Genomic DNA, 20,723 nt, shown 5'->3' with positions numbered 1-20,723 from the left:
AACGGCACAATAGTTCCCATGTTCAGGTTCCTGCGCCGCCGCGATGCCGACACCCCCGCTCCGGTCCAGGCCGACCCGGCCGCCGAGGCGGCGGAGCGGGCGGCGACGTTCTGGGCGTGGTGGGACGAGAACCTGCCCGAGATCGCCTCGGCGCTCGGCGACGGCGAGCCGCAGCGCATCGAGAACCTCGTGGCCGACGCGGTCGCCGGGGTCCACCCGGACCTGACCTTCAGCATCGAGCACGGCGAGAAGGCCGCGTTCGCGCTGGTCATCAGCAGCCAGGCCGACCCCGATCTGCGGCCCTACACCGATGCGTGGATGGCGGCCGCGCCCGCCGCCGACACGTTGTGGGAGTACCACGACTCGGTCCCGGCCGTGCCGGACCCGACGCAGGTCACGGTCAATCTGCGGGGCGAGAAGTACCCGTTGGAGCAGGTGCGGGTGGCCGCGCAGGTCGACGAGGCCGAGGGGCTGGTCGACGTCGCCGTCTACCACCCGGGCTTCGGGGCGCTCGACGACGCCGCGCGGCGGGCTCTGACGTTCCTGCCGCTGGACGCCGCGCTCGGCGAGCGCCTGGCCGCCGACCGGCTGGGCCGGGTCGAAACCGCCGAGGCCGAACCCGACGGTGCCATCGGGCTGCTCGAACTGCGCGAGCTGGTGCGCGAGCTGGACCGCAACGCGCAGTGAGCCGCTGCGTGCTCGTGTCGGTGGCGCTCGCTAGTCTCGGGGCGTGACCAGCAAGGACGTTGACGAGCTCAATCCCAGCGAGGACGCCGAGGGCGTGCCCGCCGACCCCGCCGCCCAGAGCGCGGCCGAAGGCGTCGAGGACGTGCCGCCCGACGTGCGCGAACAGTACGCGGAGCTGGCCGAGGAGGTTCGCGGCCACCAGTTCCGCTACTACGTGCTGGACTCGCCGACGATCTCCGACGGCGAGTTCGACGAGCTGTTCACGCGGCTGCAGCGGATGGAGGCCGAGCACCCGGCGCTGCAGGCGCCCGACTCGCCCACGCAGGTCGTCGGCGGCACCTTCTCCACCGCGTTCACCCCGGTGGCGCACCTGGAGCGGATGCTCAGCCTGGACAACGCCTTCGACTCCGAGGAGCTGCGGGCGTGGGTCGAGCGGGTGGAGCGCGAGGTCGGGGGTGGCGCGCACTACCTGTGCGAGCTCAAGATCGACGGACTGGCGGTCAACCTGCTCTACCGCGACGGCCACCTGGAGCGGGCGCTGACCCGCGGCGACGGCCGCACCGGTGAGGACGTCACGCTCAACGTGCGCACCATGGGCGACGTGCCCGAGCAGCTGTCCGGCACCGACGAGTACCCGGTGCCGGAGCTGGTGGAGGTGCGCGGCGAGATCTTCTTCCGGGTCGACGAGTTCGGCGAGCTCAACGCGAAGCTGGTCGACGCGGGCAAGGAGCCCTTCGCCAACCCGCGCAACGCCGCGGCCGGGTCGCTGCGGCAGAAGGACCCGCGGGTGAGCCGGTCCCGCCCGCTGCGGTTGATCTGCCACGGGCTGGGCAGGCGCGAGGGTTTCGAGCCGGAGCGGCAGTCGGAGTCCTACGCGGCGCTGAAGGCCTGGGGACTGCCGGTGTCCCGGCACACGGTCGTTCTGTCCACTGTGGATGAGCTGATCGATCACATCCAGCACTGGGGCAAGAACCGCGACTCCGCCGAGCACGAGATCGACGGCATCGTCATCAAGGTCGACGAGGTGCCGCTGCAGCGCAGGCTCGGCGCCACCTCCCGCGCGCCGCGCTGGGCCATCGCCTACAAGTACCCGCCGGAGCAGGCCACCACGAAGCTGCTCGCCATCGAGGTCAACGTGGGCCGCACCGGCCGGGTCACGCCGTTCGCGGTGATGGAGCCGGTCAAGGTCGCCGGATCGACCGTGTCGATGGCGACCCTGCACAACGCCGACGAGGTGCGGCGCAAGGGTGTGCTCATCGGCGACCGCGTCGTCATCCGCAAGGCCGGCGACGTCATCCCCGAGGTGCTGGGCCCGGTCACCGACGTGCGCAGCGGCGACGAGCACGAGTTCGTCATGCCCGAGGCCTGCCCCGAGTGCGGGGCCCGGCTGGCGCAGCAGAAGGAGGGCGACGTCGACCTGCGCTGCCCCAACGCGCAGGGCTGCCCCGGCCAGCAGCGGGAACGGCTGTTCTACCTGGCCAGCCGCAAGGTCCTCGACATCGACGCGCTCGGCTACGAGGGCGCCTCGGCGCTGCTGAGCGCCGGTGTGCTCGGCGACGAGGGCGACCTGTTCGACCTCGACGAGGCCAAGCTGCTCAAGACCCCGCTCTACACCACCAAGGAGGGCAACCTCTCGGCCAACGGCGCGAAGCTGCTGGCGAACCTGGAGGAGGCCAAGCAGAAGCCGCTGTGGCGGGTGCTGGTGGGGCTGTCGATCCGGCACGTGGGGCCGACGGCGGCGCAGGCGCTGGCGCGGGAGTTCGTGACGCTGGAGCGCATCGAGCAGGCCTCGGAGGAGGAGCTGGCCAACACCGACGGCGTCGGGCCGACGATCGCCACCGCCGTGCGCGAGTGGTTCGCCGTGGAGTGGCACCGCGAGATCGTGCGCAAGTGGCGCGAGGCCGGGGTGCGGATGGCCGACGAGCGCGACGAGTCGATCCCGCGGACGTTGGAGGGCATGTCGATCGTGGTCACCGGGACGTTGCAGCAGTACTCCCGGGACGACGCCAAGGAGTCGATCATGGCCCGGGGTGGCCGGGCGGCCGGTTCGGTGTCGAAGAAGACCGCGTTCGTCGTGGTCGGCGACGCGCCGGGGTCGAAGTACGACAAGGCGATGCAGCTGAAGGTTCCGGTGCTCGACGAGGACGGTTTCACCGTGCTGCTGCAGCAGGGCCCGGAGGCCGCCGCCGAGCACGCGCTGCCGCCGGAGGAGTGAGAAAACCGCTGGTGCGGGGTGGCAGGATCGGTGCATGGCAACGATTCGAGCCGCCCTGCCCGCGGAGTACGAGACGATCGGGGAGATCTCGGCCAAGGCCTACGCGAACGCCGACAACGCGCCGGACTTCTACCTGTCGGTGCTGCGCGATGCCGCCGACCGAGCGGCCCACGCCGAACTCCTGGTCGCCCTCGACGAGGGCCGTCCGGTCGGCACGGTGACCGTGGTCCGTCCGGGTGACTCCTACGCGGAGATCGCGCTCCCGGGGGAGATGGAGTTCCGGATGCTGGCGGTCGATCCGTCCTCCGGCTGCCGGGGTATCGGCCGGGAGCTCGTCGAGGCGGTCCTGGAGCGGGCGCGGGCCGAGGGCGTCGGGCGTGTCGTGCTGTGCGTGTCGGAGACCGCGCACCGGCCTCGGCGGCTCTACGAGCGGATGGGGTTCGTGCGGATGCCCGAGCGCGACTGGAGCCCCACCGAGGGCATCCGCCTCCTCGCCCACAGCCTCGACCTCTGAGCGCCGAGCCGCGTGCTCAGCGGTTCTCGGGGGCGCGTGACGGTGTCAATGGTCGTGGGCAGCGGACAGTTTTAGCCATAATCACCCATGATCAATGTCCCTTTTGCCCGGTCAATTATGGCTAAAACCGTCACCAGGTGACGTACGCGCTCGACGTGACCGGCAAGACGGGGTGGGGTCAGCCGTCGAGGACGACGGAGACGATGCCCGCGAGGTGGGCGAGGCGGGCGAGTTCCGCTGCGCGGAACATCGGGCCGCCGGGGCGGCCGGCCAGCAGCACGCGGTCCGGCTTGCCGATGGGGGTGGCCGCGAGCTCGGTGCCCAGCTCCTGCCAGGTCTCGGGCACCCAGGTCTCGTCGCCGTCGAGGATCGTGGCGCGCGGCAGCGGCAGCCACGGCAGCTCCAGGTAGCCCTCCTGCGGGGCGGAGGTGCTGGCGGCCAGCTGCTCGGCGCCGCCGGAGCGGTGCCCGAACACGATCGCCCAACCCGATCGGATGATCTTCGGGACGCCTTCGGCGAAGATCTGCAGGCCGCGGCCGGGCTCGGCGGCGATCTCCTCGACCAGCTCCAGCTCGCGGTGGGTGTCCAGCACGCCCGCGTACGGGCGGACGGCGTCGACCTCCACGCCGTCGACGGATTCCGCGGCGGTGATCAGCACGTCCGGCGGGCGCCCCGAGGGCAGCTCCACCACGAGGTCGTCGATGGCCGTGCCGTTGATGCGTTCGACCACGTCGACGCTGAGGATGTCGGCACCGATCTCGCCGAGCGCGCTCGCCACCGACCCGAGGTTGCCGGGCCGGTCCGGTATCTGCACCCGGATGAGGAAGGACACCGGACTCAACGCCTCCAGTTTCGTGCGCGACACCTCGCCGGCCGCGCGTTTCCTTCGCGTGCTCGTCCGCCTTGCGCGGCAGCTCGTGCGAGGACAACCGCGGAGAAATTGTGTCAGACGCCGCGTAGTCATCTTGCTACAGCCGCCCGGTCACTAGAACGACCAGGGGATTCCGGAAAGTTCCCGGGCCCGCCTCGCCAGGCGCGACCCCTGCCAGGTCTGGCAGCGTGGCCGCCATAGACTGGGATGTACTCGTAAACCGGACATGACCAGGGAGCCTTCGCAGTGTCCAAGATCTCCCGCGACGAGGTCGCACACCTCGCCGGCCTGGCGCGGCTGGCCGTCACTGAGGCCGAGCTCGACACCTTCGCAGGCCAGCTCGACCAGATCCTCGACGCGGTGGCGAAGGTGGGGCAGGTCGCTGCGGACGACATCCCACCGACGTCGCACGCCGTGCCGGTGACCAACGTTTTCCGCGAGGACGAGGTCCGCCCGGGCCTGACGCGCGAGCAGGCGCTCGCAGCGGCGCCCGCGGCCGAAGAGGACCGCTTCCGCGTTCCGCGCATTCTGACTGAGGAGGCCTGATGAGCCTGACCGGGCTGACCGCGTCCGAGCTGGCCGCCAAGCTGGCGGCAGGGGAGGTCACGTCGGTCGAGGTGACGCAGGCGCACCTGGACCGCATCGCCGCCGTGGACCCGCTGGTCCACGCGTTCCTGCACGTCGACGCCGAGGGCGCGCTGGCCGCAGCGCGCCAGGCCGACGAGGACCGCGCGGCGGGCAAGGCGGCCTCGCCGCTGGCCGGTGTGCCGCTGGCGCTCAAGGACGTGCTGACCACCACCGACATGCCCACCACCGTCGGCTCGAAGATGCTCGAGGGCTGGATGGCGCCGTACGACTCGACGGTGACGCGCAAGCTGCGCGAGGCCGGCGTGGTCGTGCTGGGCAAGACCAACATGGACGAGTTCGCGATGGGCTCGTCCACCGAGAACTCCGCCTACGGTCCGACCCGCAACCCGTGGGACACCGACCGCATCCCGGGCGGCTCGGGCGGCGGTTCCTCGGCGGCGCTGGCCGCGTTCGAGGCGCCGCTGGCCATCGGCACCGACACCGGCGGCTCCATCCGCCAGCCGGGCGCCGTGACCGGCACCGTGGGCGTCAAGCCCACCTACGGCGGGGTGTCCCGCTACGGGCTGGTGGCGTTCTCCTCGTCGCTGGACCAGCCGGGCCCGTGCGCCCGCACCGTGCTCGACGCGGCGCTGCTGCACGAGGTCATCGCCGGGCACGACCCGATGGACTCGACCTCGATCGACCAGCCGGTCCCGCAGGTCGTCGAGGCCGCCAAGCAGGGCGCCAGCGGTGACCTGACCGGTGTGAAGGTCGGCGTGGTCCGCGAGTTCTCCGGCGACGGCTACCAGCCGGGCGTGCAGCGGGCGTTCGACGCCGCCGTGGCGCAGCTGTCGAAGCTGGGCGCGGAGGTCGTCGAGGTCTCCTGCCCGCACTTCGACTACGCGCTGGGCGCCTACTACCTGATCGCGCCGAGCGAGTGCTCGTCGAACCTGGCCCGCTTCGACTCGATGCGCTACGGCCTGCGCGTCGGCGACGACGGCGAGCACAGCGCCGAGCAGGTCATGTCGATGACCCGCGAGGCCGGGTTCGGTCCCGAGGTCAAGCGCCGCATCATGCTCGGCACCTACGCGCTGTCCTCGGGCTACTACGACGCCTACTACGGCCAGGCGCAGAAGGTGCGGACGCTGATCACCCGCGACTTCACCGCCGCGTTCGAGCAGGTGGACGTGCTGGTCTCGCCGACCACGCCGACCACCGCGTTCAAGATCGGCGAGCGGGTCGACGACCCGATGGCCATGTACCTCGCCGACCTGTGCACGATCCCGTCGAACCTGGCGGGCAACGCCGCCATGAGCCTGCCCTGCGGTCTGTCCGATGAGGACGGTCTTCCGGTGGGGCTGCAGATCATGGCCCCGGCGATGGCCGACGACCGGCTCTACCGGGTCGGCGCGGCCTACGAGGTCGCCCGCGACGCCGAGCAGGGCGGTCCGCTGATCAACCGTGTCCCGAAGCTGGAGGCGGCGGTATGAGTCGCTCCCACGCCACCGAAGCAGGAGGTCGCAAGGTGAACCCGAAGTTGAAGGCAGCGTTCCAGCTCGCTTCCGTGGTCTCGGCGGCCTTCGGGCTGAAGGCCAGCTACAAGGCCGCCCGCGAGAACAACGACAAGCTCGAACTGGCCGACGTCATCATCACGGCGCTCGGCCTGATCACGGGTACCGCTCTGGCGGTGCGTGCGCTGCGCAAGGGGAGTGACGAGGAGTGACCGCCGTCGCCGAGATCATGGACTACGACGAGGTTCTGGCCCGGTTCGACCCGGTGCTGGGCCTGGAGGTCCACGTCGAGCTCTCCACCAAGACCAAGATGTTCTGCGGCTGCGCCAACGAGTTCGGCGCCGAGCCCAACACCCAGGTCTGCCCGGTGTGCCTGGGCCTGCCGGGTGCGCTGCCCGCGGTCAACGGCAAGGCCGTCGAGGCCGCGATCCGGATCGGCCTGGCGCTGAACTGCCAGGTCGCGGAGTGGTGCCGGTTCGCCCGGAAGAACTACTTCTACCCGGACATGCCGAAGAACTTCCAGACCTCGCAGTACGACGAGCCGATCGTCTTCGACGGTCACCTCGACGTGGTGCTCGACGACGGGGAGACCTTCCGCGTCGACATCGAGCGGGCGCACATGGAGGAGGACACCGGCAAGTCGCTGCACATGGGCGGTGCCACCGGTCGCATCCACGGCGCCGACTACTCGCTGCTGGACTACAACCGGGCCGGCGTGCCGCTGATCGAGATCGTCACCAAGCCGATCACCGGTGCCGGTGAGCGCGCCCCCGAGGTCGCCCGCGCGTACGTGGCCGCGCTGCGCGACCTGCTGCGGGCGTTGAACGTCTCCGACGTGCGGATGGACCAGGGTTCGCTGCGCTGCGACGCGAACGTCTCGCTGATGCCCAAGGGCACCACCGAGTTCGGCACGCGCACCGAGACCAAGAACGTCAACTCGCTGCGCAGCGTCGAGCGCGCGGTGCGCTACGAGATGCAGCGGCACGCGGCGGTGCTGACCTCCGGCGGGTCGATCCTGCAGGAGACGCGGCACTTCGACGAGTCCACCGGGTCCACCTCGGCCGGTCGGCCGAAGGAGACCTCGGAGGACTACCGGTACTTCCCGGAGCCGGACCTGGTGCCGATCGCGCCGTCGCGCGAGTGGGTCGAGGAGCTGTCCCAGACGCTGCCCGAGCTGCCGTGGGAGCGCCGCAAGCGCGCCCAGGAGGAGTGGGGCCTGTCGGACGAGGAGCTGCGCGACCTGGTCAACGCCGGGGCGCTGGAGCTCATCGCCGAGACCGTCGAGGCCGGTGCCGCGCCGGGTGACGCCCGCTCCTGGTGGGTGGCGTACCTGTCGCAGCAGGCCAACACGCGCGGTGTCGAGCTGGCCGACCTGGCGATCACGCCGCAGCAGGTGGCGCGGGTCGTCGCGCTGGTCGGCGAGGGCAAGCTGACGAACAAGCTGGCGCGTCAGGTCGTCGACGGCGTCCTCGACGGCGAGGGCGAGCCGGACGAGGTCGTCGCCGCCCGCGGCCTGGAGGTCGTCTCGGACGACTCGGCGCTGCAGAAGGCGATCGACGAGGCGCTGGCGGCGCAGCCGGACATCGCGGAGAAGATCCGCGGCGGCAAGGTCCAGGCCGCCGGTGCGGTGGTCGGTTCGGTCATGAAGGCCACCAAGGGCCAGGCCGACGCCAAGCGAGTCCGCGAACTCGTCCTCAAGGCCTGCGGCCAGTAACCCTTCCCGCACGACCCGAGGAGCCCCCGGCTTGAAGCCGGGGGCTCCTCGTCGTCTCTGGGGTCCTTGGGGGGGAGACAGTTTTCATGAAAACCTCCTGACCTCGGGGAGGACGAAGTTTTCATGAAAACTGTCCCCTCCCCGAGGGGACGAAGGTTCCCTCGGGGTCTTGGTTCCCCACGGGGGGTGAGGTTTTCATGAAAACTGTCCCGTCCCGGGTGGAGTGCAGTTTTCATGAGAACTTCGCGATCTCCGGGTGGGGATCGGGTCTTCCGGGGGGCCTTGGGTGGGGACAGTTTTCATGAAAACTGTCCCCCCACGGTGGGGTCAGCGGATGTGGGCGATGTAGCCGTCGGGGCGGATCAGGACCTCGGTGCCCTCGGTGACGTCGTAGGTCGGGTAGGCATCGACGTCGGTGAGGGAACCTTCCTGCCGGTTGCCGCGGCGGGTGATGTGCACGGGGCGCACCCGGGGTGAGTGCTGGGGAACCTTCCTGTCAAAGCACAGCAGGGTCCAGTGGGTTCCGCGCAGCAGGTCGAAGAGGCCGACCGTCTCGCCGTCGGGGCTGCGCAGCGCGGCGCCCGGGGCGCGGTCGCCGGCTCGGACACGGCCGGGTTCGGCGCGTTCGTCGGTGGTGAGGGGACCGTTGCGGTAGCCGATGCCGAGCTGGTCGGTCGCGGCGCCGCGCCGCAGTGCGTCAGAGGTTCCCCGCAGGGTCTTGTCCAGCAGGTCCGCGCTGAGGTCGAGCACGCTCGCGGCGACCGGGCGGCGTTCGGCGTCGTAGCTGTCGAGGAGTTCGGGGGAGCCGTCGGCGAGCTTCCAGCCCAGGTTGTAGGCGTCCTGCACGCTCGTGTTGAGCCCTTGACCGCCGGTCGGCGGGTGCGTGTGGGCGGCGTCGCCGGCGAGGAACACACGGCCTCGCCGGAAGGTCTCGGCCAGTCGTGAGTTCGGTCGCCAGACCGTCGACCAGGTCAGCTCCCGGATCCGCACGTGCGACGCGCCGTAGGCGTCCAGCAGGCCCTGCGCGGAGGCGGGATCGTCCCGGGCCTCGTGGGTGGAGGGAGGCCTTGCTGCGCACTGCAGCAGATCGGTTCCCGCGAGGGGTGTGAGGCTGACGCCGTGGCCGGGTTCGGTGGCGGATTGGAAGTGGTGGGCGAGCTCGGGGTGGTCGAGGCCGGTGACGCGGGCGTCGAAGAGGACGAGCTTGGTGGCCTCGTCGGTGTCGCCGAGGAACTCGACGCCGAGTTGCCTGCGGACGGTGCTGCGCCCGCCGTCGGCGCCGACGAGGTACTCGGCGCGCACGTCGCCGCTGTTCAGCGAGGCCGTCACGGCGTCGTCGTCCTGGCTCAGGGCCAGCAGGGCGGTGCCGCGCTCGACCTTCACGCCCAGGTCGGCGAGGCGGTCGCGGAGGATCTCCTCGGTGCGCCACTGGGGAACCATCCACCCGTTGGGATAGGGCACCTGCGGAGTGGGTTCGACGTGCTCGGCCATGCGGATCTCGCCGGTGGGCTCGCCGCCGGTGTAGGTGCGGAAGGGCGGTGGGAGGAATCCGGCCGCCAGGATCTCGTCGATCACGCCCAGGTCGTCGAAGACCTCCAGGGTGCGCGGTTGGAGGCCGTCACCGCGCGAGCCGGGCAGGGGATCCTCCCTGGCGTCCACGATCCGGCACGGCACGCCGCGGCGGGCCAGTTCGATGGCCAGCGTCAGCCCGGCGGGGCCGGCGCCGGCGATCAGCACTCGGGTGTCCATCAGCACTCCTCGGTAAACTGAGATTCAGTGAATATGAATTCAGTGAACCGCTTGCTAGGTTTCCCGTCAAGCGGCGAGGGAGGAGAGGCCATGCCGGGAACCATCCGCAAGGCGCAGGCGGCCGAGACCGAGGCGGCGCTCAAGACCGCGGCGGTGCGCGTCTTCGACCGGCAGGGCTACCTCAACACCAAGATCACCGACATCACCGCGGAAGCGGGCCGGTCCGCCGGGTCGTTCTACAACCACTTCAAGAGCAAGCAGGAGCTCCTCGAATCACTGCTCGCCGACCTGCTGGAGGCCGGGGACCAGGACGTGCTCACCTCCGCCGATCACTCGGCGGACCTGCGCGACCGCGCCGCCATCCGCTGGCACGTCGCCCAGTACTGGGGTTTCTTCCGCGCCCACCGGACCGTGCTCATCGCGCTGCGCCAGGCCGCGCTGGTCGACCAGCGCTTCGCCGACCGCGCCGCCGAGCTCCTCGAACCCGACGTGCACCACTTCGCCGACCACCTCGCTCACTGCGAGCGACCCGAGGCGACCGCGCTGGCCGTCGCCGGGCTCTGCCAGCAGTTCGCCCACAGCAAGCTCGTCGAGGAGCAACCCCTGCTCGCCGAGCTCACCGACGACGACGCCATCGACCTGCTCACGGACATGATCGACCGAGGCATCAACGGCTAGCCGCGAACCGGTCCTAGTCCTTGCCCGCCGTGCCGCCGGTCGGGGGCTCCAGGCGCAGCACCCGGTCGTCGCTGGGGACGGGGCGGTCGCCGTCGCGGTTGGTGGTGCCGAGCCAGACCAGGCCGTCCGGGGCCAGGGCCGCGGTGGCGAAGCGGCCGTAGCGGTTCTCCAGGACCTTCGTGGGCTGGCCGGTGAAGCTGCCGTCCGGGGCCGGGTGCAGCGTGTAGAGCGCGGAGGCGTCGCGCAGCGCCACGATCACCGTCGACGGGTCCGCCGCGCACCCCGACACACCCGGGCGATCCGACCAGGTCCAGGCCGGAGCGCCCAGCGGCTCACCGAACTTCACCTGGTGCAGGGCGTCCCGGCCGCCGTTGCGGTCGGTCACCCAGAACATGTTCAGCGCGGACGTGCCGCAGATGCCGGTCGGTTCGGCCAGCCCGGAGGCCACCACCGGCGAGTCCTGCTTCGGGTTCCCCTCGGCCGGTTTGCCGAAACCGTCGATGCGCAGCAGCTTCCCGGCCAGCGACGCCGGATCGGCCGCGCTGCCCGGGTCGCCGGCGTTGCCGGTGGCCACCAGCAGGGCGCCCTTGCCGTCGTCGAGCAGCGCGCCCGAGTTGCCGCCCGCGCCCTTCGGGATGCCGGTCAGGACCGGTTTCGGGCGATCCCCGCTGGCCACGCGCACCACCTGGTTGTCCGAACCCGTGGTGACGTAGGCGTAGAAGAGCTCGTCCTCGTGGTAGGTCGGCGACAGCGCGAGCCCCGTGAGGCCGCCGCCGCTGCTCGCGTCGACCGGAATCCGGGCCAGCTCAACGGGTTCCGCGCCCTTCTGCACGCGCAGCACGCGGCCGGTGGTGCGCTCGCCGACGAGCGCGCTCTGCCCGTCCGGCAGCACCGCGATCGCCCCGACCGGGTCCAGGCAGGTCGCGATCACCGCCGGGTCGGGGTCCTCGCAGCCCACCGCCTGCGGGGGCTGCTGCGGTTGCGGCGGGCCGGGCGCCTCCGACGGGGGCGGCTCGCTCTCGAAGGACGGCTGCGGTCCGGCCTGAGGCTCCAGCGACGGCTGGTCGGTGAACGGACGGGTGTGCTCGTTCGGGAACTGGGCGCACCCGCTCAGCACGACACCGAGCACCGCGCAGGCGCCCACCAGCACACGAGACCGACCCATCACACCCCGACCCTATCCGTCCCCCGGTGAACCCGGGGTGAGCCTCCACGCCCCGGCCCCGGCGAGGTTCCCGATTCCCGGGGAGATCGGGTCATCCGCGGTGAGGTGGTGGGTGGAGGGTTCTGCGGCGTCGGGTGGGTTCCGGGAGGGGAATGCGGAGCCTGCGCACCTGCGGGGGCGGCGGGTCGATGCCCCGGCGGGCGCATTCGACGGCCTCGACGCGGCGGAGCAGCAGGTCGAACTCCGCGCGGACCGCGGCGGGCGCCTCCAGCGGGATGAAGTGCGAGGTGTCCAGCAGCCGCACCCGGGCCTGCGGGAGGGAAGCGACCTGCTGCGCGGTGGTGAGCGGTTCGCCCAGCGGGTCCCAGCGCCCGGCCAGCAGGGTGAGCGGGCAGGTGATGCCGGGCAGGCCGTCGCGGACCGAGGAACTCCAGTCCAGGGCGAGTTCGGCGTGGGTGCGCCAGTCGTGCTGCACCAGCCTGCGCAGCGAGGCCGTGATCGTGGCGCGGTCGGAGTCGGCGGGCAGCAGCCCGGTCCGGCGCAGCAGGTGACCGGGCAGGTCGCCGACGGGCAGCTGCGCGGTCACCGATTCGGCCAGGTCGCCGGTCAGCCGCAGCGAGGCCGATCCGGTGGCGGCCAGCAGGCGTCGCAGTCGTCCCGGCACGCCGATGCCCGCCAGCAGCGCTTCGGCACCCGCGGTGGGCGGGCCGGCGAGCAGCAGCAGCCCGCGCACCCGGTCGGGGTGGCGGGCGGCGAGTTCCACGGCGAGCGCGGTGCCGCCGGACCAGGCCAGGACCACGCAGTCCGGTGCGTCGGCGTCGTCGAGAACGGTGAGCACGTCGGCGATGCGATCGCCGGTGGTGCGGGAGGAAATGCGTTCCGGGGACCAATTCAGGACCTGGGGCGCGCAATCGAGCGGAAGCAATTCCGGGGCCGAAACCAGTCCGGGAACCACGAGAACCGCTCGCGGTGCCGACGAGATCCACGGACGACGGCCGTTGTTTTCCAGGAAAGATTCCCGATCGGCGGAGATGTCGAGATCTCCGGTCACGGGCTCGTGGAATTCCGGGTCCTCCATCCGCACATTTTCCCCCTGGTCGAAGACGAGTGGTATCGAACCTGTCACGTGTGGGAAAGGTTTTCTCCCCAGGGGTCGCACCATCGGGTGAAGATGCCCTAGCCTCTCGCGGCGTGAGGATCCAAGACGATCGCCCCGGCGGTGCGGGCGGCTCCCCCGACGATCGCAGCTACGGCGCGCACGCCCAGCGGCCGCGCGGCGCGAAGGGTGCGGCCAAGAGCACGCAGAGCCTCGGCGCACGCCAACACAACTACTACGACGAAGACGACGGCTACAGCGCAGGTGAAGCGACCTCGCTGGTGGGCGGCGTCGGTGAAGACTCCGGCTACGCCGAGGAACTCGGCAAGCAGCGCAAGCCGTTCGCCTGGAACGGCGGAACCGACCTCGGCCTGCTGGTCCTGCGGCTGGCGCTGGGCGGTGTGTTCCTGCTGCACGGCGCGCAGAAGCTGTTCGGCGCGTTCGGCGGACCGGGCCCGGAGGGCTTCGCGCAGGTTCTCTCCGGCATGGGCTTCCAGCAGAGCGCGGCGCTCTCGCTGGTCACCGGCGGCACCGAGCTCGGAGCCGGTGCGCTGCTGGTCCTGGGCCTGTTCACGCCGGCCGCCGCGGCCGGTGTGGTGGGGCTGATGGCCAGCGCGGTGTTCGTCAAGCTGGGTGCCGGTTTCTTCAACGCCGACGGCGGTTTCGAGATGGATGCCATCCTCGGCGCCGTCGGTATCGGCTTGTTGTTCACCGGTCCCGGCCGGGTGGCCTTGGACTACGGGCGAGTGTGGTTCCGCCGCCCGTTGGGATTCGGCTTCTTCGGCCTGATCATCGCGGCTGGCGCGGCCGCGGCGATCCTGATCCTGTTCCACCGCCCCTGATACGACGCGCACCGACGAGAATCGGGCCCCGCTTCAGCCAGAAGCCGGGGCCCGATTTCACGTCACACCGCTCAGGTTCCCTTACCCGCACCGCCAAGCAAGGCGATCACCGGGATAAAGAAGATCACTTGTTCACGTCGCGGACCGCTCCGTAGGAGGCGGACGTCGCGAGCTTGGCGTAGGCGCGCAGCGCGTTGGTGACCTTGCGCTCGCGGCCGACCGGCTGCCAGGGGTTCTCGCTGGCCTCCATCTTGGCGCGGCGCTCGGCCAGGACCTGCTCGTCGACCAGCAGCTCCAGCTTGCGCTCGTGGACGTCGATGAGGATCTGGTCGCCGTTCTCCACCAGGCCGATCTCGCCGCCGCCCGCGGCCTCCGGCGAGATGTGGCCGACCGACAGGCCCGAGGAGCCGCCGGAGAACCGGCCGTCGGTGATCAGCGCGCACTTCTTGCCGAGGCCGGAGCCCTTCAGGAACGCGGTGGGGTGCAGCATCTCCTGCATGCCCGGGCCGCCGGCGGGTCCTTCGTAGCGGATCACCAGCACCTCGCCGGGCTGGATCTCCTTGTTCAGGATCGCCGAGACGGCCTGCTCCTGGCTCTCCAGCACGCGGGCCGGGCCCTGGAAGTGCCAGAGCTCCTCCTCGACCCCGGCGGCCTTGATGACCGCGCCGTCGGTGGCCAGGTTGCCCTTGAGCACCGCCAGCCCGCCGTCGACGGTGTAGGCGTGCTCGACGTCGCGGATGCAGCCGTTGACCGAGTCGGTGTCCAGCGACGACCAGCGGTTCTCGGTGGAGAACGCCTGCGTGGTGCGGACCCCGCCCGGGGCGGCGTGGAAGAGTTCGAGGGCCTTCTCCGACGGCGATTCGCCGCGCACGTCCCAGGTGGACAGCCACTCGGTGAGGCTTGCGCTGTGCACCGAGGCGACGTCGCGGTGCAGCAGGCCCGCGCGGTCCAGCTCGCCCATGATGGCGCTGATGCCGCCGGCCCGGTGCACGTCCTCCATGTGGTAGTCGGAGTTCGGCGCGACCTTCGACAGGCACGGCACCTTGCGGCTGATCTCGGCGATGTCGTCGAGGGTGAAGTCGATCTCGCCCTCCTGCGCGGCGGCGAGGGTGTGCAGCACCGTGTTGGTGGAGCCGCCCATCGCCATGTCCAGCGCCATCGCGTTCTCGAAGGCCTGCTTGTTGGCGACCGAGCGCGGCAGGACGGTCTCGTCGTCGTCCTGGTAGTAGCGCTTGGCGATGTTGACGACGGTGCGACCGGCCTCCTGGAACAGCTCGCGGCGCAGCGCGTGGGTGGCCAGCGTCGAGCCGTTGCCCGGCAGCGCCAGGCCCAGCGCCTCGGTGAGGCAGTTCATCGAGTTCGCGGTGAACATGCCCGAGCAGGATCCGCAGGTCGGGCAGGCCGAGCGCTCCACCTCGGACAGGCCCTCGTCGTCGATCGCCGAGTTCGCCGACGCCGAGATCGTGGTGATCAGGTCGGTCGGCGCGTGCGCGACGCCCTCGACGACGACGGCCTTGCCGGCCTCCATCGGGCCGCCGGAGACGAACACCGTCGGGATGTTGAGCCGCATCGCGGCGTTGAGCATCCCGGGGGTGATCTTGTCGCAGTTGGAGATGCACACCAGCGCGTCCGCCTGGTGCGCGTTGACCATGTACTCCACCGAGTCGGCGATGATCTCGCGCGAGGGCAGCGAGTAGAGCATGCCGCTGTGGCCCATGGCGATGCCGTCGTCGACGGCGATGGTGTGGAACTCGCGGGGCACGCCCCCGGCCTCGCGCACCGTCTCGGCCACGACGTCACCGAGGTCGCGCAGGTGGACGTGCCCGGGCACGAACTGGGTGTAGGAGTTGGCGATGGCGACGATCGGCTTGCCGAAGTCGTCGTCGGTCATGCCGGTGGCGCGCCACAGCGAACGGGCGCCGGCGGCATTCCGGCCGTGAGTCGTGGTGCGGGAACGCAGCTGGGGCATTGGGAGACCTTCTTCGATTCCAGGCTCGTGGTGCGGGTCAGCGCCGAGCGCGGAGGCGGAGCTTCGACGCGATCGGCCCATCCCGCTGACATCGCCTTGTGGGCGCTAAGCGTGGTGGTGTGCTCCCGACCCTACTCCTCCGGACAACCCGGTTGACCACGGATGTCGCTCGGATTACGGGCCGGGAGCGCGGCGTCAGCCCTCGTCGGAGGACTGCGCGGTGGGGTCGGGGAGGTGTCCGCGGGACACCAGGGCGATCGCCGGGAGGTCGCGCGGGCGCACGTTGGGCAGCGCGACCTCGGCGCCCTCGGTGGTGCTGGCGCGCACCTGGGACTGCTTGGCGATGGCCAGGCCCTTCAGCGACTCCCAGGGCAGGGTGCGGCCGCCGGCCAGGGTGCGGACCCGGATCTTCTCGGCGTCGACGGTGGTGCGCGGGCGCAGCACGAGCCACAGCAGGGCCAGCGGGATCAGGAAGACCAGCAGGCCCAGCGGGCCGGAGGTGGTGGCCAGCGGCACGGCGCAGGCGGCGACGGCGAGCACGGCCAGCAGGGACACCCGGGGTACCCGGAAGTTCAGCGACTTCGGGATCTCGAGCGGCTGCTCCTCGCGGGCCGCGTCCTGCTGCGCCTTCTCCTCGGCCGGGGCCTGTTCGGCCGGTGCGGCTTCGGCGTTCTGCTCGGCGGCGTCGTCCCGCCCGGCGTCCTGGGGTGTCTCGCTCACGCCTCGATGGTCTCACCTGGCCCGATCCGGCCGAACGGGCACCGCTTTCCCGCCCGCTGGGACAGCGGGAGCGGCGCGCATCACACCGGCCGGAAAACGAGCTGAAACAGCATCGTTGAACTGCGGAAACCGTGCGGAGGCAAGATCGGGGTCGCCCGAACGGGTGCCCAGCATGCGGGACGATCGTTCCGGATGGTTTGACGCGGCGCTCCCGATCCCATTAACGTCCTCGCCATGCTGCGACTGCACGACATTCTCGTACTTCCCCGGCGCGTCGACGCCTGAGGAAGTACCGCAGCGTCGACGCGCCAACCCTCGTGGGGCCATTGTCTGGCCTGCGGGGGTTTTTTCGTGTCCGGTCCCACTCCCAACCACCGAGGTTGACCCGATGACCAGCGCCAATACCAGGCAGAATCCGGTCCCGGCGCCCCCGCCAGGACGCCGACCCAAGCCCGCGCCGCCCAGCGGTGCTCCGGTGAAGATGACGGGTGCGCAGGCGCTCGTGCGCTCGCTCGAGTCCGTGGGGTGCGAGGTCGTCTTCGGGATTCCGGGCGGCACGATCCTCCCGTCCTACGACCCGCTGCTCGACTCCGAGAAGGTCCGGCACGTGCTGGTGCGCCACGAGCAGGGCGGCGGGCACGCGGCAACCGGGTACGCGCAGGCCACCGGCAAGGTCGGGGTGTGCATGGCGACCTCCGGTCCGGGCGCGACGAACCTGGTCACCCCGCTCGCCGACGCGCACATGGACTCGGTCCCGGTCGTGGCGATCACCGGTCAGCAGGCCACCGGCCTGATCGGCACCGACGCCTTCCAGGAAGCCGACATCTGCGGCATCACGCTGCCGGTCACCAAGCACAACTTCCTGGTCACCGACCCCGAGGACATCCCGAGGGTCATCGCCGAGGCCTTCTACATCGCCTCCAGCGGCCGTCCCGGCCCGGTGCTGGTCGACATCCCCAAGGACGTCCAGCAGGCCACCATGTCGTTCTCCTGGCCGCCGGAGATGAAGCTGCCCGGCTACCGGCCGACCAGCAAGCCGCACGGCAAGCAGGTCCGCGAGGCCGCCAAGCTGATGGTCGAGGCCAAGCAGCCGGTGTTCTACGTCGGCGGCGGTGTCATCAAGGCCGAGGCGCACGCCGAGCTGCGCAGGCTGGCCGAGCGCACCGGCATCCCGGTGGTCACCACGCTCATGGCGCGCGGCGCGTTCCCGGACTCGCACCCGCAGCACCTGGGCATGCCGGGCATGCACGGCACGGTCGCGGCGGTGGCCGCGATGCAGCGCGCCGACCTGCTGATCGCCCTCGGCGCCCGGTTCGACGACCGGGTCACCGGGCAGCTGTCCTCGTTCGCGCCGGACGCCAAGGTCGTGCACGCCGACATCGACCCGGCCGAGATCTCCAAGAACCGCTACGCCGACGTCCCGATCGTCGGTGACTGCAAGGACGTCATCGCCGAGCTCACCGAGGCCTTCGAGGCCGCCGAGAGCGAGGACGGCGCCACCGACCTCAAGGCCTGGTGGGGGATGCTCGACGACATCCGCGGCCGGTTCCCGCTGGGCTACGAGGAGCCCGACGACGGCAGCCTGTCGCCGGAGTACGTCATCGAGCGCCTGGGCGCGATCGCCGGCACCGACGCGGTCTACGCCGCGGGCGTGGGCCAGCACCAGATGTGGGCCGCGCAGTTCATCGGCTACGACAACCCGCGCAGCTGGCTGAACTCCGGCGGCCTGGGAACGATGGGCTACGCGGTCCCGGCCGCGATGGGCGCCAAGGCCGGCGTGCCGGACAAGGTCGTGTGGGCCATCGACGGCGACGGCTGCTTCCAGATGACCAACCAGGAGCTCGCCACCTGCGCGATCGAGGACATCCCCATCAAGGTGGCCGTCATCAACAACGGCAACCTGGGTATGGTCCGGCAGTGGCAGAACCTGTTTTACGCCGAGCGTTACTCACACAGCGACCTCGGCACCCACAAGCACCGCATCCCGGACTTCAAGCTGCTCGCCGACGCCTACGGGTGCGCAGGCCTGCGGTGTGAGTCCAAAGAGGACGTCGACAGCGTCATCCAGCGGGCTATGGAGATCAACGACCGACCGGTCGTGATCGACTTCGTGGTGGGCAAGGACGCCCAGGTGTGGCCGATGGTCGCGGCGGGCACGAGCAACGACGAGATCATGGCGGCCCGCGGAATCCGCCCGCTCTTCGAGGAGGACGACGCATGACCAGGCACACGCTGAGCGTTCTGGTGGAGAACGTGCCGGGTGTCCTCGCTCGCGTGAGCGGTCTGTTCTCGCGACGCAGCTTCAACATCGAGTCGCTCGCGGTCGGCCCGACCGAGCACCCGGAGATCTCCCGGATGACGATCGTGGTCGCCGTCAGCGACCAGCCCCTGGAGCAGGTCACCAAGCAGCTCAACAAGCTGGTGAACGTGATCAAGATCGTGGAGCTGGAGGACGACGCCGCGGTGCAGCGCGAGCTGCTGCTGGTCAAGGTCCGCGCCGATTCCTCGGTGCGCAGCCAGGTCCTGGAGACCGTCCAGCTGTTCCGCGCCAAGGTTGTCGACGTCTCGCCCGAGGCGCTGACGATCGAGGCCACCGGCACCGCCGATAAGCTCGATGCGTTGCTGCGAATGCTGGAACCTTACGGCGTCCGCGAGATGGTGCAGTCGGGAACGATCGCGATCGGCCGAGGCCCCCGCTCCATCACGGCCACCGCCGTCCGCTGACAACCGACGACCCCGCCACACAGGGCCCACCAGGCTCATGAGCTAGCGGTTGGCGGCACGGCTGACAACCGATGAAGTCCCGAAAGGAAACGCTGAATCACCATGGCAGTTGAAATCTTCTACGACGCGGACGCGGACCTCGGCATCGTTCAGGGCCGCAAGGTCGCCGTCATCGGCTACGGCAGCCAGGGCCACGCCCACGCGCTGAGCCTGCGGGACTCGGGTGTGGACGTGCGGATCGGCCTGCCGGAGGGCTCGAAGTCCCGCGCCAAGGCCGAGGAGGAGGGCCTGAAGGTCCTGACCCCGTCCGAGGCGTCGGCCGAGGCCGACCTGATCATGATCCTGGCGCCCGACACCAAGCAGCGCGAGATCTACGCCAACGACGTGGCCCCGAACCTCAAGCAGGGTGACGCGCTGTTCTTCGGCCACGGCTTCAACATCCGCTACGGCCTGATCCAGCCGCCGGCCGACGTCGACGTCGCGATGGTCGCCCCGAAGGGCCCGGGTCACCTGGTCCGCCGCCAGTTCGTCGACGGCAAGGGCGTGCCGTGCCTGATCGCCGTCGAGCAGGACGCCTCGGGCAACGCCCAGGCCCTGGCGCTGTCCTACGCCGCCGCCATCGGCGGTGCCCGCGCCGGCGTCATCAAGACCACCTTCAAGGAGGAGACCGAGACCGACCTGTTCGGTGAGCAGGCCGTCCTCTGCGGTGGCGCCTCCGCGCTGGTGCAGAACGGTTTCGAGGTGCTGGTCGAGGCCGGTTACCAGCCCGAGATCGCCTACTTCGAGGTCCTGCACGAGCTCAAGCTGATCGTGGACCTGATGTGGGAGGGCGGCATCGCCGGTCAGCGCTACTCCTGCTCCGACACCGCCGAGTACGGCGACCTCACCCGGGGCCCGCGCGTCATCGACTCGCACGTCAAGGACTCGATGCGCAAGGTGCTGGGCGAGATCCAGGACGGCACCTTCGCCAAGGAGTGGGTGGCCGAGGACGAGGGCGGTCGCCCGAACTTCACCAAGCTGCAGGCCGAGGGCAACGCCCACCAGATCGAAGAGGTCGGCAAGAAGCTGCGCTCGCTGATGTCCTGGACCAACAAGTGAGTTGACGCCGGCGCGCTCCAGCGCTCGGCGGTCGCGTTGCGCGAGGCCCGGTGAAACCTTGTGAAAGAGGTTTCATCGGGCCTCGCGCGTTGCGGCGGTGGTGGGTAGGTTTCCGCCGGGCGGGTCTCCCACAACGGGATATCGCTAGGAGTGAGGGATACGGTACGCATCGTGAGTGCAGAGAACGAGATCGTCGACGACAAGGCGCACATCCGCGACAAGCTGGACTTCTCGGTCGCAGAGTGGATCACGAGCACCGATGATCCGGACGAACCGGGCGTGGAGATCGCTTTCGTCGACGGTTATGTGGGGATGCGGAACGGGGCTGATCCGGAAGGCCCGGTGCTCGTTTTCACCCCCGAGGAATGGGACGCGTTCGTCGCGGGAGCCAAGGACGGTGAATTCGACGAACCGTGAGTCCGGCCGCCGTTCGGGCCTCGTGCCATCGGGGAGGGTGGCGCGGGCCCGTTCGGGTGGCGATCGCATTTCTCGCACTCTGGAACGAAAACCCCTCGCGTGGTGGGTGATCTGCGAGAATGCCGGCAGAACGGGCCGCTTCGGGGAGCGGGAACGAGCGGTGATCCGAGCTACACCCTTGTGAAT

19 protein-coding genes are annotated in these 20,723 nt (G+C 70.5%); 13 read left to right on the top strand and 6 right to left on the bottom strand.

Going from position 1 to position 20,723, the window contains the following annotated elements:
- Window positions 1–18 precede the first annotated feature (18 nt).
- The 3 genes from BM424_RS03100 to BM424_RS03090 are packed head-to-tail and all read left to right on the top strand — an operon-like array spanning window position 19 to window position 3,416.
- Window positions 19–687 (top strand): hypothetical protein, encoded by a 669-nt coding sequence (locus BM424_RS03100; RefSeq protein WP_093413513.1) that lies wholly within the window; start codon window positions 19–21, stop codon window positions 685–687.
- 43 nt (window positions 688–730) lie between these two features.
- Window positions 731–2,902: an NAD-dependent DNA ligase LigA gene (gene ligA, locus BM424_RS03095; protein WP_093413511.1), complete on the top strand. Its 2,172-nt coding sequence runs from the start codon at window positions 731–733 to the stop codon at window positions 2,900–2,902.
- Between the two features lie 34 nt (window positions 2,903–2,936).
- A complete protein-coding gene (locus BM424_RS03090; RefSeq protein ID WP_093413510.1) occupies window positions 2,937–3,416 on the top strand; it encodes a GNAT family N-acetyltransferase in 480 nt (159 codons plus the stop codon).
- A 178-nt stretch (window positions 3,417–3,594) separates the two neighbouring features.
- Here the strand turns inward: BM424_RS03090 and BM424_RS03085 are convergent, their stop codons facing one another.
- On the bottom strand, window positions 3,595–4,248 hold the full coding sequence (locus tag BM424_RS03085; protein ID WP_175547952.1) for an ACT domain-containing protein: 654 nt from the start codon (window positions 4,246–4,248) through the stop codon (window positions 3,595–3,597).
- Between the two features lie 285 nt (window positions 4,249–4,533).
- Here BM424_RS03085 and gatC point away from each other — a divergent pair, with 285 nt between their 5' ends.
- The 4 genes from gatC to gatB are packed head-to-tail and all read left to right on the top strand — an operon-like array spanning window position 4,534 to window position 8,079.
- On the top strand, window positions 4,534–4,833 hold the full coding sequence (gene gatC, locus BM424_RS03080) for an Asp-tRNA(Asn)/Glu-tRNA(Gln) amidotransferase subunit GatC (RefSeq protein WP_093413507.1): 300 nt from the start codon (window positions 4,534–4,536) through the stop codon (window positions 4,831–4,833).
- Window positions 4,833–6,344 (top strand): Asp-tRNA(Asn)/Glu-tRNA(Gln) amidotransferase subunit GatA, encoded by a 1,512-nt coding sequence (gene gatA, locus BM424_RS03075; protein ID WP_093413505.1) that lies wholly within the window; start codon window positions 4,833–4,835, stop codon window positions 6,342–6,344. Before gatC ends, gatA begins: the two co-directional genes overlap by 1 nt.
- 35 nt (window positions 6,345–6,379) lie before the next feature.
- On the top strand, window positions 6,380–6,577 hold the full coding sequence (locus tag BM424_RS03070; RefSeq protein ID WP_093413503.1) for a hypothetical protein: 198 nt from the start codon (window positions 6,380–6,382) through the stop codon (window positions 6,575–6,577).
- The gene (gene gatB / locus BM424_RS03065) at window positions 6,574–8,079 is read left to right on the top strand and encodes an Asp-tRNA(Asn)/Glu-tRNA(Gln) amidotransferase subunit GatB (protein WP_093413502.1); all 1,506 of its coding nucleotides are present in this window, start codon (window positions 6,574–6,576) and stop codon (window positions 8,077–8,079) included. The genes BM424_RS03070 and gatB overlap by 4 nt, the downstream gene beginning before the upstream one ends.
- A gap of 327 nt (window positions 8,080–8,406) precedes the next feature.
- Here gatB and BM424_RS03060 read toward each other — a convergent pair whose 3' ends face one another.
- Window positions 8,407–9,828 (bottom strand): FAD-dependent monooxygenase, encoded by a 1,422-nt coding sequence (locus tag BM424_RS03060; protein ID WP_093413500.1) that lies wholly within the window; start codon window positions 9,826–9,828, stop codon window positions 8,407–8,409.
- Window positions 9,829–9,918: 90 nt separating this feature from the next.
- On the opposite strand from BM424_RS03060, the gene BM424_RS03055 reads away from it, so the two are divergent.
- Window positions 9,919–10,506, top strand: a complete 588-nt coding sequence (locus BM424_RS03055; RefSeq protein ID WP_093413498.1) for a TetR/AcrR family transcriptional regulator — start codon at window positions 9,919–9,921, stop codon at window positions 10,504–10,506.
- Window positions 10,507–10,519: 13 nt separating this feature from the next.
- On the opposite strand, the gene BM424_RS03050 is transcribed toward BM424_RS03055, so the two are convergent.
- Together BM424_RS03050 and BM424_RS03045 are read right to left on the bottom strand one after the other, a co-directional pair.
- Window positions 10,520–11,671, bottom strand: coding sequence for a PQQ-dependent sugar dehydrogenase (locus tag BM424_RS03050; protein WP_175547911.1), 1,152 nt, complete (start codon window positions 11,669–11,671; stop codon window positions 10,520–10,522).
- A gap of 91 nt (window positions 11,672–11,762) precedes the next feature.
- Window positions 11,763–12,749: an alpha/beta fold hydrolase gene (locus tag BM424_RS03045; protein ID WP_093413497.1), complete on the bottom strand. Its 987-nt coding sequence runs from the start codon at window positions 12,747–12,749 to the stop codon at window positions 11,763–11,765.
- A 113-nt stretch (window positions 12,750–12,862) separates the two neighbouring features.
- Here BM424_RS03045 and BM424_RS03040 point away from each other — a divergent pair, with 113 nt between their 5' ends.
- The gene (locus BM424_RS03040; protein ID WP_093413495.1) at window positions 12,863–13,609 is read left to right on the top strand and encodes a DoxX family protein; all 747 of its coding nucleotides are present in this window, start codon (window positions 12,863–12,865) and stop codon (window positions 13,607–13,609) included.
- A 124-nt stretch (window positions 13,610–13,733) separates the two neighbouring features.
- On the opposite strand, the gene ilvD is transcribed toward BM424_RS03040, so the two are convergent.
- A complete protein-coding gene (gene ilvD / locus BM424_RS03035) occupies window positions 13,734–15,578 on the bottom strand; it encodes a dihydroxy-acid dehydratase (RefSeq protein WP_093413494.1) in 1,845 nt (614 codons plus the stop codon).
- Window positions 15,579–15,773: 195 nt separating this feature from the next.
- Complete coding sequence (locus tag BM424_RS03030) at window positions 15,774–16,298, bottom strand: PH domain-containing protein (RefSeq protein WP_093413492.1); 525 nt, start codon at window positions 16,296–16,298, stop codon at window positions 15,774–15,776.
- 388 nt (window positions 16,299–16,686) lie between these two features.
- Between BM424_RS03030 and BM424_RS03025 the strand changes: the two genes are divergently transcribed.
- The 4 genes from BM424_RS03025 (at window position 16,687) to BM424_RS03010 (ending at window position 20,537) form a co-directional block, all read left to right on the top strand.
- Window positions 16,687–18,519, top strand: a complete 1,833-nt coding sequence (locus BM424_RS03025; protein WP_093413491.1) for an acetolactate synthase large subunit — start codon at window positions 16,687–16,689, stop codon at window positions 18,517–18,519.
- A complete protein-coding gene (gene ilvN / locus BM424_RS03020) occupies window positions 18,516–19,022 on the top strand; it encodes an acetolactate synthase small subunit (RefSeq protein ID WP_093413489.1) in 507 nt (168 codons plus the stop codon). The genes BM424_RS03025 and ilvN overlap by 4 nt, the downstream gene beginning before the upstream one ends.
- A 102-nt stretch (window positions 19,023–19,124) precedes the next feature.
- On the top strand, window positions 19,125–20,120 hold the full coding sequence (gene ilvC / locus BM424_RS03015) for a ketol-acid reductoisomerase (RefSeq protein WP_093413488.1): 996 nt from the start codon (window positions 19,125–19,127) through the stop codon (window positions 20,118–20,120).
- A 171-nt stretch (window positions 20,121–20,291) separates the two neighbouring features.
- Window positions 20,292–20,537 (top strand): DUF397 domain-containing protein, encoded by a 246-nt coding sequence (locus BM424_RS03010; protein WP_093413486.1) that lies wholly within the window; start codon window positions 20,292–20,294, stop codon window positions 20,535–20,537.
- The last annotated feature ends 186 nt before the right edge of the window (window positions 20,538–20,723 follow it).

It is taken from the genome of Saccharopolyspora flava (genome assembly GCF_900116135.1).
In the GTDB taxonomy this organism is placed as follows: Bacteria; Actinomycetota; Actinomycetes; order Mycobacteriales; family Pseudonocardiaceae; genus Saccharopolyspora; species Saccharopolyspora flava.
The sequence above is the reverse complement of the archived record's forward strand: the minus strand, read 5'-3'. Positions and strand labels throughout refer to the sequence as shown.